Annotated in this window: 16 protein-coding genes; 11 read left to right on the plus strand and 5 right to left on the minus strand. The window is 52.8% G+C overall.

The features are described 5' to 3' along the window. The first annotated feature begins 63 nt into the window (after window positions 1–63). Window positions 64–1356, plus strand: coding sequence for a globin-coupled sensor protein (locus tag GTO89_RS00620; RefSeq protein WP_161260121.1), 1293 nt, complete (start codon window positions 64–66; stop codon window positions 1354–1356). A 199-nt stretch (window positions 1357–1555) separates the two neighbouring features. Then, a complete protein-coding gene (locus GTO89_RS00625; protein WP_161260122.1) occupies window positions 1556–2797 on the plus strand; it encodes a CapA family protein in 1242 nt (413 codons plus the stop codon). Window positions 2798–2886: 89 nt separating this feature from the next. Here the strand turns inward: GTO89_RS00625 and GTO89_RS00630 are convergent, their stop codons facing one another. From GTO89_RS00630 to GTO89_RS00645, 4 genes are all read right to left on the minus strand, one after another. Next, the gene (locus GTO89_RS00630) at window positions 2887–3882 is read right to left on the minus strand and encodes a hypothetical protein (protein ID WP_161260123.1); all 996 of its coding nucleotides are present in this window, start codon (window positions 3880–3882) and stop codon (window positions 2887–2889) included. Between the two features lie 38 nt (window positions 3883–3920). Then, window positions 3921–4379: a hypothetical protein gene (locus tag GTO89_RS00635; RefSeq protein ID WP_161260124.1), complete on the minus strand. Its 459-nt coding sequence runs from the start codon at window positions 4377–4379 to the stop codon at window positions 3921–3923. A gap of 6 nt (window positions 4380–4385) precedes the next feature. Beyond that, a complete protein-coding gene (locus GTO89_RS00640; RefSeq protein ID WP_161260125.1) occupies window positions 4386–5159 on the minus strand; it encodes a hypothetical protein in 774 nt (257 codons plus the stop codon). A 103-nt stretch (window positions 5160–5262) separates the two neighbouring features. Further along, window positions 5263–5715 carry a hypothetical protein gene (locus tag GTO89_RS00645; RefSeq protein WP_235920150.1) on the minus strand — a complete coding sequence of 151 codons (453 nt, stop codon included), beginning with the start codon at window positions 5713–5715 and terminating at the stop codon, window positions 5263–5265. Between the two features lie 92 nt (window positions 5716–5807). Here GTO89_RS00645 and GTO89_RS00650 point away from each other — a divergent pair, with 92 nt between their 5' ends. The 6 genes from GTO89_RS00650 to GTO89_RS00675 all read left to right on the plus strand — a co-directional run bounded on the left by GTO89_RS00650 (window position 5808) and on the right by GTO89_RS00675 (window position 11605). Then, window positions 5808–6584: a hypothetical protein gene (locus GTO89_RS00650; protein WP_161260127.1), complete on the plus strand. Its 777-nt coding sequence runs from the start codon at window positions 5808–5810 to the stop codon at window positions 6582–6584. Window positions 6585–6675: 91 nt separating this feature from the next. Continuing rightward, a complete protein-coding gene (locus GTO89_RS00655; protein ID WP_161260128.1) occupies window positions 6676–8373 on the plus strand; it encodes a spore germination protein in 1698 nt (565 codons plus the stop codon). A 91-nt stretch (window positions 8374–8464) separates the two neighbouring features. Next, window positions 8465–9478, plus strand: coding sequence for a GerAB/ArcD/ProY family transporter (locus GTO89_RS00660; protein WP_161260129.1), 1014 nt, complete (start codon window positions 8465–8467; stop codon window positions 9476–9478). After that, complete coding sequence (locus GTO89_RS00665; RefSeq protein ID WP_161260130.1) at window positions 9475–10785, plus strand: Ger(x)C family spore germination protein; 1311 nt, start codon at window positions 9475–9477, stop codon at window positions 10783–10785. Before GTO89_RS00660 ends, GTO89_RS00665 begins: the two co-directional genes overlap by 4 nt. Before the next feature lie 18 nt (window positions 10786–10803). Continuing rightward, entirely contained in the window at window positions 10804–10971 is a 168-nt protein-coding gene (locus GTO89_RS00670; protein WP_161260131.1) for a hypothetical protein, read from the plus strand. A gap of 37 nt (window positions 10972–11008) precedes the next feature. Then, the gene (locus GTO89_RS00675) at window positions 11009–11605 is read left to right on the plus strand and encodes a CBO0543 family protein (RefSeq protein WP_161260132.1); all 597 of its coding nucleotides are present in this window, start codon (window positions 11009–11011) and stop codon (window positions 11603–11605) included. Window positions 11606–11687: 82 nt separating this feature from the next. On the opposite strand, the gene GTO89_RS00680 is transcribed toward GTO89_RS00675, so the two are convergent. Beyond that, a complete protein-coding gene (locus GTO89_RS00680; protein ID WP_161260133.1) occupies window positions 11688–11915 on the minus strand; it encodes a hypothetical protein in 228 nt (75 codons plus the stop codon). Window positions 11916–12257: 342 nt separating this feature from the next. Between GTO89_RS00680 and GTO89_RS00685 the strand changes: the two genes are divergently transcribed. The 3 genes from GTO89_RS00685 to GTO89_RS00695 all read left to right on the plus strand — a co-directional run bounded on the left by GTO89_RS00685 (window position 12258) and on the right by GTO89_RS00695 (window position 14529). Further along, entirely contained in the window at window positions 12258–13214 is a 957-nt protein-coding gene (locus tag GTO89_RS00685; protein WP_161260134.1) for a diguanylate cyclase, read from the plus strand. 82 nt (window positions 13215–13296) lie between these two features. Next, complete coding sequence (locus GTO89_RS00690) at window positions 13297–13632, plus strand: L,D-transpeptidase (RefSeq protein ID WP_161260135.1); 336 nt, start codon at window positions 13297–13299, stop codon at window positions 13630–13632. A 645-nt stretch (window positions 13633–14277) separates the two neighbouring features. Beyond that, on the plus strand, window positions 14278–14529 hold the full coding sequence (locus tag GTO89_RS00695) for a hypothetical protein (protein ID WP_161260136.1): 252 nt from the start codon (window positions 14278–14280) through the stop codon (window positions 14527–14529). The last annotated feature ends 81 nt before the right edge of the window (window positions 14530–14610 follow it).

The raw sequence follows: 14610 nt of genomic DNA on the forward strand, positions 1-14610 counted from the left end.
TGTATAATATCAGGTAGACAGGTAGACAGGTAGACAGGTAGACAAGGAGATGGGGGGAACGATATGTTTTTCGGCCGAAACCAGAGCGGTCCGGTAACGATACCAGCCAACATGTCCATCAACGTATCCGGCGATGAGGCCCGGGTGGCGAAGCAGTTGCTCAACCTCAGCACGCGCGATCTGGCGTTGCTGGCGGAACTGCGCCCGTTGATCGAGCCTCGCCTGGACGAAGTGGCAAACAACTTTTACAAGCAGCTCCTTGCGATCCCTGAACTGAAAACGTTTATTGAAACCCACTCGACAGTGGATAAGCTGCGGGTAACCTTCAAGGGATATCTGAAGAGCCTGTTCACGGACAAGGTGGATGATCAGTATATCGGACAACGCCAAAAGATCGGTCACGTCCACAACCGGATCAAGCTGCCGGCTTATTGGTATACGGCCTCCTACCAGGCGCTCTTCAACGCCATCCTCCCCATTTTGGACGAGGTGAAAGACAAGGCGAGGGCTATGGAAATCAATACGGCCATGCAGCGCCTGACCAATCTGGATCAGCAGACGGTCATGTCCTCCTACATCACCGACTACATGAAAGAGATTGACAAGAAGGAAGACCTGGAACTGGCGCTCAACGACATCCAAATCCTGCAGAACCGGGTCAACGACTCCAGCCAGACCTTGGCGGCCACCGCCGAAGAAACGGCGGCCTCGGCAGCCGAGATGGCCTCGGCTGCGCAGCGGATCGCCCAAAACGCCGTTCAGGCCACCCAATTTGCCAGCCAGGTCAATCAGTTGGCTGAAAGCGGCGAGAAACGGATCCAACAGACCGGCACGGCGATTGAAAACCTCAACGGCCTGATCCAAGGCATGCAAGACAAGATCAAGGCCCTTGACGAGAGCTCCGAGAAGATCGAATCGATCGCCGGCGTGATCCAGGGTATCGCCACACAGACAAACCTGCTCTCCCTGAACGCCGCCATTGAGGCGGCGCGGGCCGGTGAATCGGGGCGCGGCTTCACCGTTGTCGCCAACGAGGTGAAGAAATTGGCGGGCTTCTCGGAGCAATCCGTCCAGGAGATCGCCGAGATGATCCAGATCTCCCGCCAGCACACCCTGGAGGTCTCCCAGGCGATGGTCGAAACGAGCAAGGCGATGGACGCGGCCTCCCAGCAGGCGTCCGATGTTGTTCGCAGCTTCGGTGAGATCATCAAGTCCATCGGCAACAACCAGGATAAGGTGCAATCGATCGCCACCGAGATTGAGAGTTTGACGACGACCTCCAGGCAGATCGAAGAAGCCTCTGACGAGGTGGCCCGGTCTGCAGAGGCGCTCTCTGTCATGGCTATCAACCGGTAACCTCAAGAGTTTATCGATGCGAATGAAGAAAGTCACGGACCTCTGCTGAGAGGGCGTGGCTTTTCTTTTTTATCGCTCGGTTTCATGGTTCCCCTGACCAGTCAGGTCAACAATCAAAGGGTTGCAGATGCCGCAAATCCGCTTTTGCGGGAAAAGGCGTGAAGTGGCAAGGGTTAGCTGGACGAGGGGAGGAAGGGTGTTGCGGGAAGGACTGCGCTGTAAAGCCATACTGCTCCTGCTAACGATGGTCATAGCCGTTGCTGCTGTGGCAACAGGCTGCGGGTGGAAGAACGGAACCGGATCTGGATCGGGAACAGAATCAGGGGGCGCCCATGACGTTTCAGAAAACAGGGGAAACCCGGTGGTCACACCGCTACCACAGTCGACGACTATCCTTTTGGCTGCGACAGGCGATGTGCTGATCCATGATTCGATGATCGCTGCAGGTCAGGAGGCGGACGGAAGCTACCGGTTTGAACACTTTTTCGCCAAGATCAAGCCTTACATCCAGGCCGCCGATGTGGCTGTCGCCGACTTTGAGGGCACCATGGCCGGCGCCGACCGGGGCTTTTCCGGTTATCCGCTCTTCAGTTGTCCCGATGCGATGGCGACCGCCCTGGCAGACACCGGATTTGACGTGATCACTGTCGCCGGGAATCACATCCTCGACAAAGGGGCCGCCGGCGCGATGCAGACGGTTAACCGCATCGAGGAGAACGGCATCGTCCCAGTCGGCGCTTTTCGCAGCGCCGAAGAGCAAAGCCGCATCACCACCCGCGAGATCCGAGGAGTAAAACTTGCCTTTTTGGCCTACACCTACGGAACAAATGGCATTCCCATCCCACCGGACAAGCCCTGGCTGGTCAACCTGCTCGACGCCAATGCGCTGGAGCGTGATGTGGCCGAGGCGAGAAGGCTGGGCGTCGATTTTGTCGTCGCCTCACTGCACATGGGGGAAGAGTACCAGCGGACGCCGAACGCCTTTCAGAAGGAGTGGGTCGGCCGGGCTGTCAAAGCCGGTGTCGATGTGATCCTCGGCAGCCATCCCCATGTGCTCCAGCCTTTTGAAAAGCGGAAAGGCGGCGACAAGGACGTTTTCGTCATCTACTCGCTGGGGAACTTCATCTCAGCCCAGAAGGGGCGTTACCGCGACGCCGGGGCGATCCTCTATATCCCTCTGGAAAAAGGAACCGATGGCGCCGGCAAGGCCTATACCCGCATCGGCGAGATCCGCTACGCGCCGGTCTGGACAGACCGGTACAACCGGCGGGGCCGGCAGGATTACCGGGCGTTGCCTGTCGCCGACGCGTTGCGGGACTGGCGGGAAAAGGCCGATCCGTTGCTCACAGCAGAGGATGCGGCCATGCTCCAGCAGGCCTGGGAGGATACGACGGCACACCTTGGAGCCGGTTATGTCGAGTCGGTGGAAGGCCTGAAATAATGAATGAAAAGCCACGCATGCGCTATGGCGGTGCGTGGCTTTATTCTTGCAAGGGGTTCGGGGTGGGGCCGAATGGCGCGAAGGGCCGCTTACAGATTTCTTTCATGGAGGTATCCACCGGTCGCGCCAATCGATGCAAGGCGGGCAAATATGAGGAGAAAGACCGCTGTCTGTTGCAGCAGGAAGGCGCCGGACACTCCCGTGATTCCCCTGGAAGGCCCGTGTTGGATCGCCCACAGCACAAGGCAAAATCCCATGAGGAAGGCGGCTTGCAGGCTGAACCGGATCAGGAGCAGGAATGCCATGTGGCGAGACAGCCCGGAAAGGGTGGAAAGGAGAACCGTCAGTGCGCTACCTTTCCGGTCTGATGTTGCGGCAACTAGGCGCCAGCGTGAGGTATCGCCAAAGAGGGTGAGGAGATCAACCAGCGCCATCAGAACGATGACAAAAAGCAAGGCGATCAGAATGGCAGGGAGTGGCGACCAGGGAACGGCGTCGATCCAGCCGGCAGTCTTTTGGCAGAGCCACCAGAGGAACAACCAGGCGGGCGCCAGCCAGAGAGAGAGCGAGAAGCTGGCCAAACCCCGGCGGCTGATGCCCTCAAAAAACGTCTTGATCAGGCCGGAACGGTGTCGTGGAAAGACGAGACGGTGCCGGAGAGCCGACCAGATGCCAGCCTGCCAGAAAGGGCTGAGCAGGAGGTACAGGACGAGGGGCATCCATTGCAGGGTTCGCCAGATGCTCCCGGCGACCGTCGTCGAGAAGGGCAGCATCAGGTCGTGATAGAGGGAAATCTGCATGGCATCCCAGTCGTGAGGAGCGCTCCCTGCCACGAGTGAAAGGGCGGTCGGAATAGCGGCAGCGCTATCGCCCACAGGCGCCGATAGGGTTGCCGGTGACGATAGCGCCGCAGGCGGAGGCAAGGCAGTGGCCAGATAGGAAAAAAGGGGGATCAACAAAGGAAGCAATAGAATCACTTGAAACAGCCAGGTCATAAGGGCGACAGGCCAGAGAGAGAAGGACAGTCGAAGACCGGTCTGGCTGAGGGACCATAGGTGCGCCAGGAAGATCACCTCCTGGTTCATCCTATGGCTGCTTCAGATTGGTCAGACCGGAAAAGTGACTAATCGGGGATGAATCCGATGCCATTCGGGTGGTGATTCTCAAGGACAGTCGAAACCCAATCCACTTGCGATTCTGTACAGGAGATCATGACGACGACATCGGCTTTGGCATTTCCCTGTTTCTTCCGTTTATTCCCGACGGCGAGGTCAAGCAAGAGTCCCACAATAAAACCTACGGTTAGTCCGATCAGCCCCCAAATGATCGGCCCCCATGCCAAAACATACCCATAGATCACACCGAGAACCATCGCCGCTGACCCCAGCACAGTCGCGCCGTCAAAAATGCTGATTCCATCGGCTCTGTAAATGGTATCCATGATCTTGCCCTTGTTCGAACTCATTTTTAGTGGAACCGCGAGGATGTTCTCTTTGGAGATCCCCTTTTCCTCCAACTCCGATAAGGCCAACTCGAGGAATAAGCTTTGTTCGAAGGTGGCCACGACGTACAACCTGGTCACTCCAGACTATACCGGCTTCTTGAAAGCCTGGCTTTGATATTGAGAAGAAAGAAATCGAGCCTGTTCATACTCAAAGAGCTTGTTGTACTCGACCGCGTTCACGTAGGAATCGTATATGGAAAAACAATAGATCGATGGCATAAACAGCAGCCATTGAGGATCAACGATGGTTTTGACCTGGTCGAAAGCGCCAATGGCCGAATAGTGAACCCCCTCCATCAGGTGCGAAAAATAGGTGATGGCGATCCACCAGATCAACACGAAAAAGCCAGTGGGCAGCCGGTGGGTGTAGAGATGTCCCAAACCGGGCATAAACACTGACCAGGCCGCTGCTATCCAGGGATTTCTTTTATCTAAATAATTGATTTCAAAAGAATCTATCTTAAAAGGAACGACAGCGGAGCGCGCTCTCTGGGCCAAAATAGTAAATTTATTCAAATCGATTGTAGACCGATAACTATCCCATAGGGCATAAACGAAGACTGACGAATAAAGGAGCAACCAGCGAGCATTAACGGTTCCGCCAAGTAAATCCAGTTGTCCCGTAAAAGAGTAAAGAATCGCCAAATTTATCTTAGCTTCTACATTGATGACAATCTCCCAAATAATCAGCAAAAAGCCTTTGATGTAACTCCCCAAAAATATTTGACCAAACCCTGGAAACAAAGCGGAAAGCCACAGGGTAACCCAGGGGTTCCGCAGATGCAGGTGGTTTGTCGCTAACGTTGATACATGAACCAAAGGTCGACGGGCATTTTTCGTCGATGGGATTTTTTCCATAGGTCTTTTCCTTGTCAAAACGTTTTTTATTGTACGTTTATTTGGTCAATCCATGGTTGGAATATACCGGATATCAGGGCGGGTTGGGGATGGACAAACCGGCTTAGGAGCGTTGCGGCGGAAAAGCGCCCAGAGCAACCGCTTGATATTCTCGAAGTATCGCCTCGGCCCTTTCCTGTTCGATCTCCGAAGCGCATGCCACAGAGATGATGATCTCCCCCGAAGGGCCGCAATCGTTGTGACGCACATTTTGGCCTAGCTTTTTGTCGATCAAATACCCGATGCCTGCGCCGAGCAAGAATCCGATGATCCCGAGGGCAACGGGACCGATATACACGACAGAGCCGAAAATAACGCCGAGCAACATGCCGATCGTGGCAGACATGGTCATACCGTCAAACAAACTAAGTCCGTCCGACTTATACATCGTATCGATGACACGGGGGGTTGCTTTCACCGCGGCGTCAAGGGGAACGACGCGCACTTGGTCGCCATGAAAGCCATTTTCCTGCAACGCATAAATCCCCAACTCGGTCTTCAGAGAAGTCTTGAACAACCCGTAGATCACCTGCATATGATCACCGCATTTAGTATAAACGAAAAAAACAGGGCTATTCTAAGAAACAAAATCGCTTTGGGGGATGGGCCATGACTCAGTTCCGCATCAAGCGAATGCAAATGACCGGCATATCGATCGGGATCTTTCACAAAAAAACCCCCTGGATGGCCGCCTGGTGGTCAGCAGCCCTCCCCGGTCTGGGACATATCTGCCTGGGCGAGTATTTTAAGGGCTTCATTCTTTTAACCTGGGAAGCCTATGTCAATACAAAGGCCCATGTGAATATGGCCATATTGTATACCTTTACCGGGGATTTCCAAGCCGCTCACGATGTTATCGATGAGGGGTGGGCGCTCGTTTATGTTTCTATTTTTTGTTTTGCCATCTTTGATGGGTATCGCATGACCATTGAGTTAAATACTTATGCCGATCTGGAACGCAAACAGAAAAACCGGCAGTTTCAGTTTGCCAAATACTCTATCTGGGGTGTCAATTATTTAAGCCACAAAAATCCATGGGCAGCGGCGGGTTGGTCCGCCTTGTTTGCCGGTTTTGGACACATTTACAACATGAAGACCTTGAAGGGCATTATCCTCTTAGGTTGGTTGGTGGTCATCATTCACTTATCCCATTTCCCGCAAGGTGTGATCTATACATTGACCGGTCGCTTTGAAGAAACGCGCAACCTGGTGGACTATCATTGGCTGATGTTCTTTCCGTCGATTTACGTGTTCGGCATCTGGGATGCCTATAACGATGCGGTAGAAATGAACAAGCTCTTCGAAGAGGCCTTCAAGGGACATCTCAGAGAGCGCTTTAGCGGGGGGAAGAAAGCACATAAATTCAGCATCGGAGGCAATAACTAGTTTGGATTAGGGGAGCAGCAATTCAATCAGAAATTGAGTCCAGGCTGCGAGGAAAATTCATAGGAACTCGATCGCAGAAAGGATTGCAGCCATGAAAAAGCCGAGCAACAGACTGGATAAGGTCAACTCCTTTCTGAAAAACCTGGTGTCTGTCAACCAGCCGATTGTAGAAAAAGAGTTTTCCCTGAGCCCTTCCCGTCCGCCCGTTCGGCGCTTTCTGGAAGAAAAGAAAAACGGAAAGTCCCGAAAAACGACGCCCCTCCCACTGGATCAGAAGACCTTGCAGCAAGTATTGAAGGGGCGATTTCATGCGAAGCGGAATCCCGACTTTGTCGTCCGAACCTTATCGGCGCCCTGGAGCGAAATCACCATCGCCTTTTACAACAGCATCACTGATCGGGAACTGATGCAGTCAGCCGTCGTTGGGCCCTTGGTGGAGTACAGCGGCGACATCGAAGAGATCACGCCCGATAAACTGGCCAGTAGCCTCACCTACTGTCATATCGTAGATACCGTCGCCACCGTGGAAGAAGCCGTCGAGAAGATCGTCAACGGCATGACCTTCATTCATGTGGACAACCTCCCCTGGTCTCTGGTGGTGGACTTACGGGATCAACAGAGCCGCAACATCGAGTCGCCCCGCATCGAAACAGTCATCCCCGGGCCCTATGACGCCTTTGTCGAGGTGGCGCAAAAAAACCTCAGCCTGTTGCGCATGCGGTTGGCCATAGCGGGCTTTGTCGCTGAAGCGCTTCCGGCGGGCCGGAGAAACCGGGGGCCCATGTATCTCCTCTACATCGACGGACTGACGAACCCCAAGATCGTCCGAGAGATGCGTCGACGGTTGAGGGCCATCGACATCGACATGATCTACAACCTGGGGATGGTGGAGCAGTATATCCAGGATCAACCCCGTTCCTTATTCTCACAGGTGCTGATCACGGAACGGCCTGATCGCACCGTCGCCCATCTGTTGGAAGGATCTGTGGCGGTTCTTCTGGAAGGCAGCCCATTGGCAATGATCGCCCCTGTGACCTTTTGGGCGCAGCTTCATTCTCCCGAGGACATCTACTTCCGGTGGCCCATCGGCACATTCTCCCGCATCGTCCGGTTGATCGGGCTGTTCTTTTCCTTATACCTTCCCGCTTTATATGTGGCGATGGTTACCTTCCACCCCGAGATGCTTCCCACTGAACTGATGCTCTCCATCGCGGCGGCGCGGGAACGGGTGCCTTTTCCCAGCTTCTTGGCGGTGCTCTTCCTGGAGCTGGCCTTCGAGTTCATCCGGGAAGCGGCGTTGCGGGTGCCCAAGGTCATCGGCACCACGATCGGTATCGTCGGCGCTGTGATCATCGGTCAGGCCGTCGTACAGGCCGGCATCGTTTCTCCCGTCATGATCATCGTCATGGCCATCACGGTCTTGGCCGGCTTTTCCATGCCCCAGTATACCCTCACATTCAGCCTGCGCCTGGTTCGGCTGATCAACCTGCTCTTGGGAACCGTCTTTGGTTTTTACGGTATCCTGCTGGGGCTTGTGGCGTTGATCTGTCACGCCGTCGGCCTGCGATCGCTGGGCATGCCCTTTTTAGTCCCTGTGGCGCCGGCGAAAAAACGCTTTCTGCTCCCTTTTGTGCGTCGTTCTCCCTTCGTCCAGGAGCAACGTCCCGGCTATGCCCGGCCGAAGGATATCGTGAAAGCCAAAAAGGTCACCCGACCTTGGGACCCGGCGACGCCGTTGGAACTGATCACCTTGCAGGAAGCCGCCGGCGAGGTTCGACGGAGAGGTTGAAATGAGTCGTACAAAGAGGCAGGGGTTTGCCGGTTGGTTGGAGACAACGTTCTGTGTGAGTAGTTTGATCTATCTCAAAATGTTCTTGATTATGCCGAGGGTGTTATGTCAGGCCGGGGGAACAGCCGCCTGGATGATCCCCGTCATCGCCGTATTGGGTGCGACGGTCGTCTTTTTTGTGCTGCAACACCTGTCCGCCGCCTTTTCCCGAGCATCCCTGCTCAGCATCGCCGGATTATTCTGGGGGCGCGCCGTCCAGTTTAGCTTAGGCGTCCTTTTCTCTGGGTTGTTTATCCTCTATTACGGGTATCAACTGCGGATTTTCGCTGAATTCGTTCTATCGACGCTCCTGCCATCAACGCCGATCTCGGCGGTGCTCATCTCCATGGTGTTGTTAAACATTTATTTGGCCTATGGCGGATTGGAAAGTCTGTCCCGCACGATCATGGTCATTGTGCCTATCGGATTGACAGTGCTCATCCTTGCCCTGACGATGGGGGGGAGTATGGGAAAGATATACAATATCACCCCTTGGCTGGGTTACGGCCTGTGGGAAACGGTCCGCACAGGGCTTCTCTACACGGGTTTGTATGTAGAGATCGCCTTGTTCGGTTTTATCGCCCCTTTGTTTCGCAAACAAAAATACTATCAACAGGCAGGCTTGACTACGCTGGCTTTTTCGGCGCTTCTCTTTGTCTTTGCCCAGATTGTCTATGAGCTGTGCTTACCGATTGCAACGGCTCAACAGATCGGCTTTCCGCTCTATCAGGTCGTTCGCCTGATCCGGATCGAAGTGTTTCTGCAACGCCTCGATCCGCTGTTTGTCTTCGTCTGGGCCAGCGTATCGGCCGTCGGTCTGGCCGTCTGTCTGTACGGAGGGGCCTTAACACTGGCCCAGGGAATTCGCGCTCCCGATTTTCGACCCTACCTGTTCCCCTTGGCGGTGCTTTCCCTTTGTGTCGCCTTTGTGCCGCCACGCGCCGTCGACGCCGTGCAAACCTATTCGATGATGTTCTTGCTGATCCAGGCGCCGTTCTTCGGTTTGCCGGCGCTGCTGCTGCTCTGGAGCAAGCTCTTCTATCGGGCAAAGGGGGATCAAGAGTGAGGTGCTGGTTGCAGAAACTGGGATGGATGACGTTGATTGGCGCAATGCTTGTCTTGCAGACGGGTTGTTGGGATCGGAACGAACTGGAGACTTTGGCCTTTGTCTTAACGATGGGCGTCGATCGCAGCGCAGACAACCAGATTGATGTGATCATGCGGATCGGCGTCCCTGGAAATATCGGCGCCGAGGCCGGAAAAAGCCAGGGCGAATCGATTGGGGAGACATCGAAGCCGATCACTGTGACGGCACGGTCGATTCCCGAGGCGATCAGCCTGGCGGAAGCGACGGTAGAACGGAGAATCGATTTCCGGCACCTCCGGGTCATCATCTTCGGAGAAGAACTGGCGAAGGAGGGAATCATGCCCCATCTGGATGTGATGGAACGATTCCGGCAGTTTCGCCGCACTGTTTTCGTCTGGGTGGCCAAAGATGGTCCGGCGAGAGATGTCTTTCTGACAGCGGCGCCGGTGCTGGAAAAAAGCGTATCCCGGTATGTCGATGGCATCGCCCGTGGCGTGATTCGCTTCGGTTATTCCCGGATGCCGACGCTCCATGATTTTTTAAGCGAAGTGGAGAATGAACAGAGCGATTCTGTTCTCCCGCTTGTCGGCATCAACCCGACCGTCGCTTCAGAAAAAAAAGATGGTCAGGTGAAGGTGATGCCGACGGAGAAATACCATGGGCTCATGGGGGGAAAGGAGGAACCAGGCGGGAAAACCCTCGAACCGCTGCACCGTTCCGGCGGCAACCCCTCGGAGTTTCTCGGCGTCGCCGTCATGCAAGAGGGAAGAATGATCGACAAGTGGTCTGGATGGGAGGCCCGCGTCTACGGCCTGCTTCGCGACACCTACCGGAGCGGTATCTGGGTCTTTGAGTCGCCCGCCCGTCCAGGAACCTTCGCCGTCCAGATTCGAAGAGCAAAAGAGCCGGCGCTCGATGTGACCTGGGAGGGCGAGAAGCCCCATCTAAATATTCACGTGTTTCTGGAAGGAGAACTGATGGCGGTTCCATCGCTGGAACAGTTAGTGAGTCCCGAAGGAATCTCCATATTTGAAGATCAAGTGGTGAAAGTGATCACGAAAGAAACGGATAGACTGATCAAGAAGGCGCAGAAAGAAAAGGCCGATCCCTTCTATTTCGCCCGGTTTATTCAGATGCGCACGCTGACGATGCAGGAGTTCGACCGGCTTGATTGGAAAAACCGGTTTTCCCAAGCCACCTATGAGTTCCACATCGAGTTTGAAATCCGACGCCCAGGCCTGCGGATACAACCCTTCTCAGAGACGCAAGATAAAGGTAACCCATAGAGGAAAAGGAACATTTCAATGCTCATCTATCTCGCAGCAGCGTTCACCTTGCTGGCGATTTCTCTCTACACCCTGAATTACGGTTCCACCTTGTGGCGAAGCGGACACAAGCCTGCCGGGGCCTTTACCTGGATATTGGCCTTGGCAGTTGTGGCCTTTCCGATCTTGGTGGTGGTAACCACATAAAAAGATAAACGTTTAAAAAGAACAGGTGAGTTCGTCGATGAACATCGGGAAAAATATTGAAACAGTCATTTTTCTCGTGGCCTTCGCGATCGATCTGGTCGGCGCTGTCTACATTGCCCGCATCAATTGGAAACGTTACGGCTTGTTGTTTTTTCTGAGCGCCCTAATCGGTTCATTGCTGTGCTATCTTTTCCTTGTGTTAGGGTATTACGAGTTCTCCTATCTGCTTTTCCCTGGCTTCCTGCCTTTTCCCTTTGAATCGATCTTGACGGCGTTCTCTTTTTATGTCCTTCTCGGTGTTTGTTACAGCCCGAAACAGTGGGCCTACAAAATCCCTTTTTATTGGACCGTCATCAACCTTGGCGTCTTTGCTGAATCGCTGATGGAAGCCAAGACAGAGATCATCAAGTACCAGTGGGCCTGGGATTTTTGGGATTCCTATTCCGCTTGGTGGATCTATCTCCTTCTGTTCGAATGGCTCGGCGGCAAAATCATTCCGCCGGAATCGCGTCGACCGATCCCGGAAGAAGCATTTCGGTTTGGGAGATGGGCCTGGTTTGTTTTCCACGGGGTGATGTTACCGGCTGCGATCGGGATTGGGATTTATCTGGGGTCGATGCTGCCGGATAAGTAGACCCGCACGTCATGACCTCACACTTGGTGTAGTCTCACTTCTATAAAATGTTTATAAATGTTTGGGGACAGTCCGCGTATCGTTACGTTGTTTCTATTGTCGTATCGGCCATAAAAAAGCCTTTGTAATAAAGCGCCCTTGACTTGTGAAAATACTCCAATGCTGCGAATCGATAGTAGGCTTGCGCGTTAGCGGCGTAAGCCATTTTTTGTCGGGCATAGTGTTCCGACAGTGCAGCGTGTTCCAGAAACTTTTGTTTATAATAGGCTTCACTGGAACCGTACTGAAGAAAACGATGACTGTAAGGCATGTTTGAGATTCCTCCTGCAAGTCCTTTGCCAGCAATATATGCCGGCGGATCGCTTTTGGAAATCTCGAAGGTGTTCTTGATTACGCCTTATCGGTCACTCTCTTCAGGTGGACCCACCGGCCTCGTCGCCGGTTGCAAAACCGGGTTGAGCAAACCGCTGCGCTTGATTCCTTCAGCGGAGAATTGTCTCTGAATGATAGCCAGCAGGACGAATCGAGTCTGGTTCGAAATCGGTGGTTTGATTTTTGCCGGCGGCAAAAATCAGCAGAGGGAAAAGGCTGTATATTAATGATTTAACCATGTTACAATGGGATAAATATATGCTCTTCGGGGGGCCGCATGATGGACTACTCGCTTTTGACAAAAGAAGAATTGGTTACACGTCTTCTACAAGCCGAAGAAACGTTGAATCGATTGCGGTTCAGGGATGAAAGCGAATGCAAACTGAAGAAAATTCTCCATTGCGCGCCCGTCGGCATCTGCATCACAGATGAACAGGGGGTCTACGAGGATGTAAATCCTGCCTACTGTTCGATTTATGGGTATGAGAAAGAGGAATTGATCGGAAGAAGCTTTGCGATCGTTTGCACCGACGATAATCGTGAAAGCGTATTCGCCGCGTACGGCAGCATTATCTCGAACCGGAGTGAACGGTCAGACGAGTGGGAAGTCGTGCGAAAAGACGGGAGAAAAATTATCGTTTATGCGAAAACCATGTCCATATGTGAAAACGACGGCAGACCGAAAAATGTCACCTTTGTGATCGATATCACGGCCAGAAAAAAATATGAGGCGGAACTGCTCCTAAATAATCGGTTGTTGCAACGACAGGCAGTGACAGATAGTCTAACGGGGCTGTTGAACCATGGGGCCATATTTAATGCGCTCGAAGTCGAGGTCATTCAATCGAGCGGAAGCCGGAAAGAGTTATGCATCCTCCTGTTAGACGTCGACAATCTGATCAATATCAATGAAGAATACGGTCATATCGTTGGGGACAGCATCCTGATGAGCGTGTCTCAAGTCGTGTACTCAACAGTGCGGAAAGAGGATATCGTCGGCAGATACGGGGGAAAGCGTCTATTAATTATTTTTCCAGACACCGATCTGGCATCTGCGCGCAGCATCGCTGAAAACGTATGGAGGAAAGTCCAGCAAATTGCCGAATACGAGGTCCACGTTTCCGTCAGTGGAGGCCTGATCCAACGGAGCGATGAAACCTCGCTGGATGTCATCCGCAAAGCAGAGGCTCAATTGCATAAAGCGAAAATGTCAGGAATGAATCGTATTGTCTCGTAAGGCGCGTTGCGACTTCGCGCCACATCACTTTCTCGTCACCTCCAACCATTCTACATAATAGGATGGGGTGGGGTGATCATCCATGCCGTATCGTATCACCGTTTCGGTGAGCAAACGACGACTTTATCTCTATCAAAACAATCAGTTGAAGAAGGCCTATCCTGTCGCCGTCGGAAAGATGGTGACACCGACACCTACCGGCAATTATAAGATCATCAATAAGCAACTCAATCCAGGCGGCCCTTATGGCGCGATGTGGATGGGATTGAGCAAGCCCAGTTACGGGATTCACGGCACGAACGACCCTGGTTTCATCGGCCGCGCCGTCTCTCACGGTTGCATTCGGATGGTGAACAAAGATGTCCTTGAATTATCGAGAATCGTTCCCGTCGGAACGCCTGTGGTCATTCTTCGGTAGGCAAAGGCTCATTATAGAAAAAGAGCGCGTGCCTGCATGAAGGCACACGCTGGAGAAGTCATGATGGGGTTACGACTGGGTTACTCCTCCCAATATCGGTGACCGCACAATCAGGCAAACACCGCTGGGAGAAAGCACTTCAAGAAGATTGAGCAAGTTAATATCTGTTCCTGCGGGGAGAAAGAGCCGAACAAGTGTGCCGGGCAATTGAGGGCAGGGTTGTGATGGGTTCGTTGAACAACTCGTTGACATTTTACTTCCTCCTTTGTAATTACTTGCTCATGATTAGCCTACGGCAGTGAATACACATTCGTTCCAAAAGTCTATTCGGAATCAACTCTTGGTCAAGGGTGACGTGTAACGGTTACCGCGAACCGTTTGCATCGATACCACTGCTGTCAAAATTCCTATAAGAGGGCAGGGTATTAGTAAACTATCTTAATGCGTTATAATTTAATCATAGCCGATGTTTTTGCTGAGAAATATATGACTCAAATGCATCCAAATAGAAGGAAAATAAATTAAAAATGGAACTATTGTTAAATAACATGTTGACGAACCAGCGCCAATATGTTATATTTTTACTGGGCAAGAGATCCGGATGCTTGTAAATTGTAAAACCTGATCTAGAGGAGGAACGGTTTTATGATGATGTGTGATGCTTATTGGAAAAAGATGTGTACTGAAATGTCGATGATGATGATGACCATGGACCAATGCAAGATGTTCTGCGACATGATGATGAATATGGGAAAAATGAGCCAAGGCCAATGCAAAATGTTTTGTGACGACATGATGATGTGCATGAACAGCATGAAAGGCATGGCAGACACGGCTGGGATGATGGTCAAGTGTGAAACCATGATGAAAGAAATGTGTACGCACACTTGTAATTAACGTATCAGCGGGAACCCTGAGGGAGCGAGTATGAGCGGGTCTCTTGTTGAACCGATGAGTCGTACAGACTTGTTCCGGTCA

The organism is Heliomicrobium gestii, assembly GCF_009877435.1.
Taxonomy (GTDB): Bacteria; Bacillota; Desulfitobacteriia; order Heliobacteriales; family Heliobacteriaceae; genus Heliomicrobium; species Heliomicrobium gestii.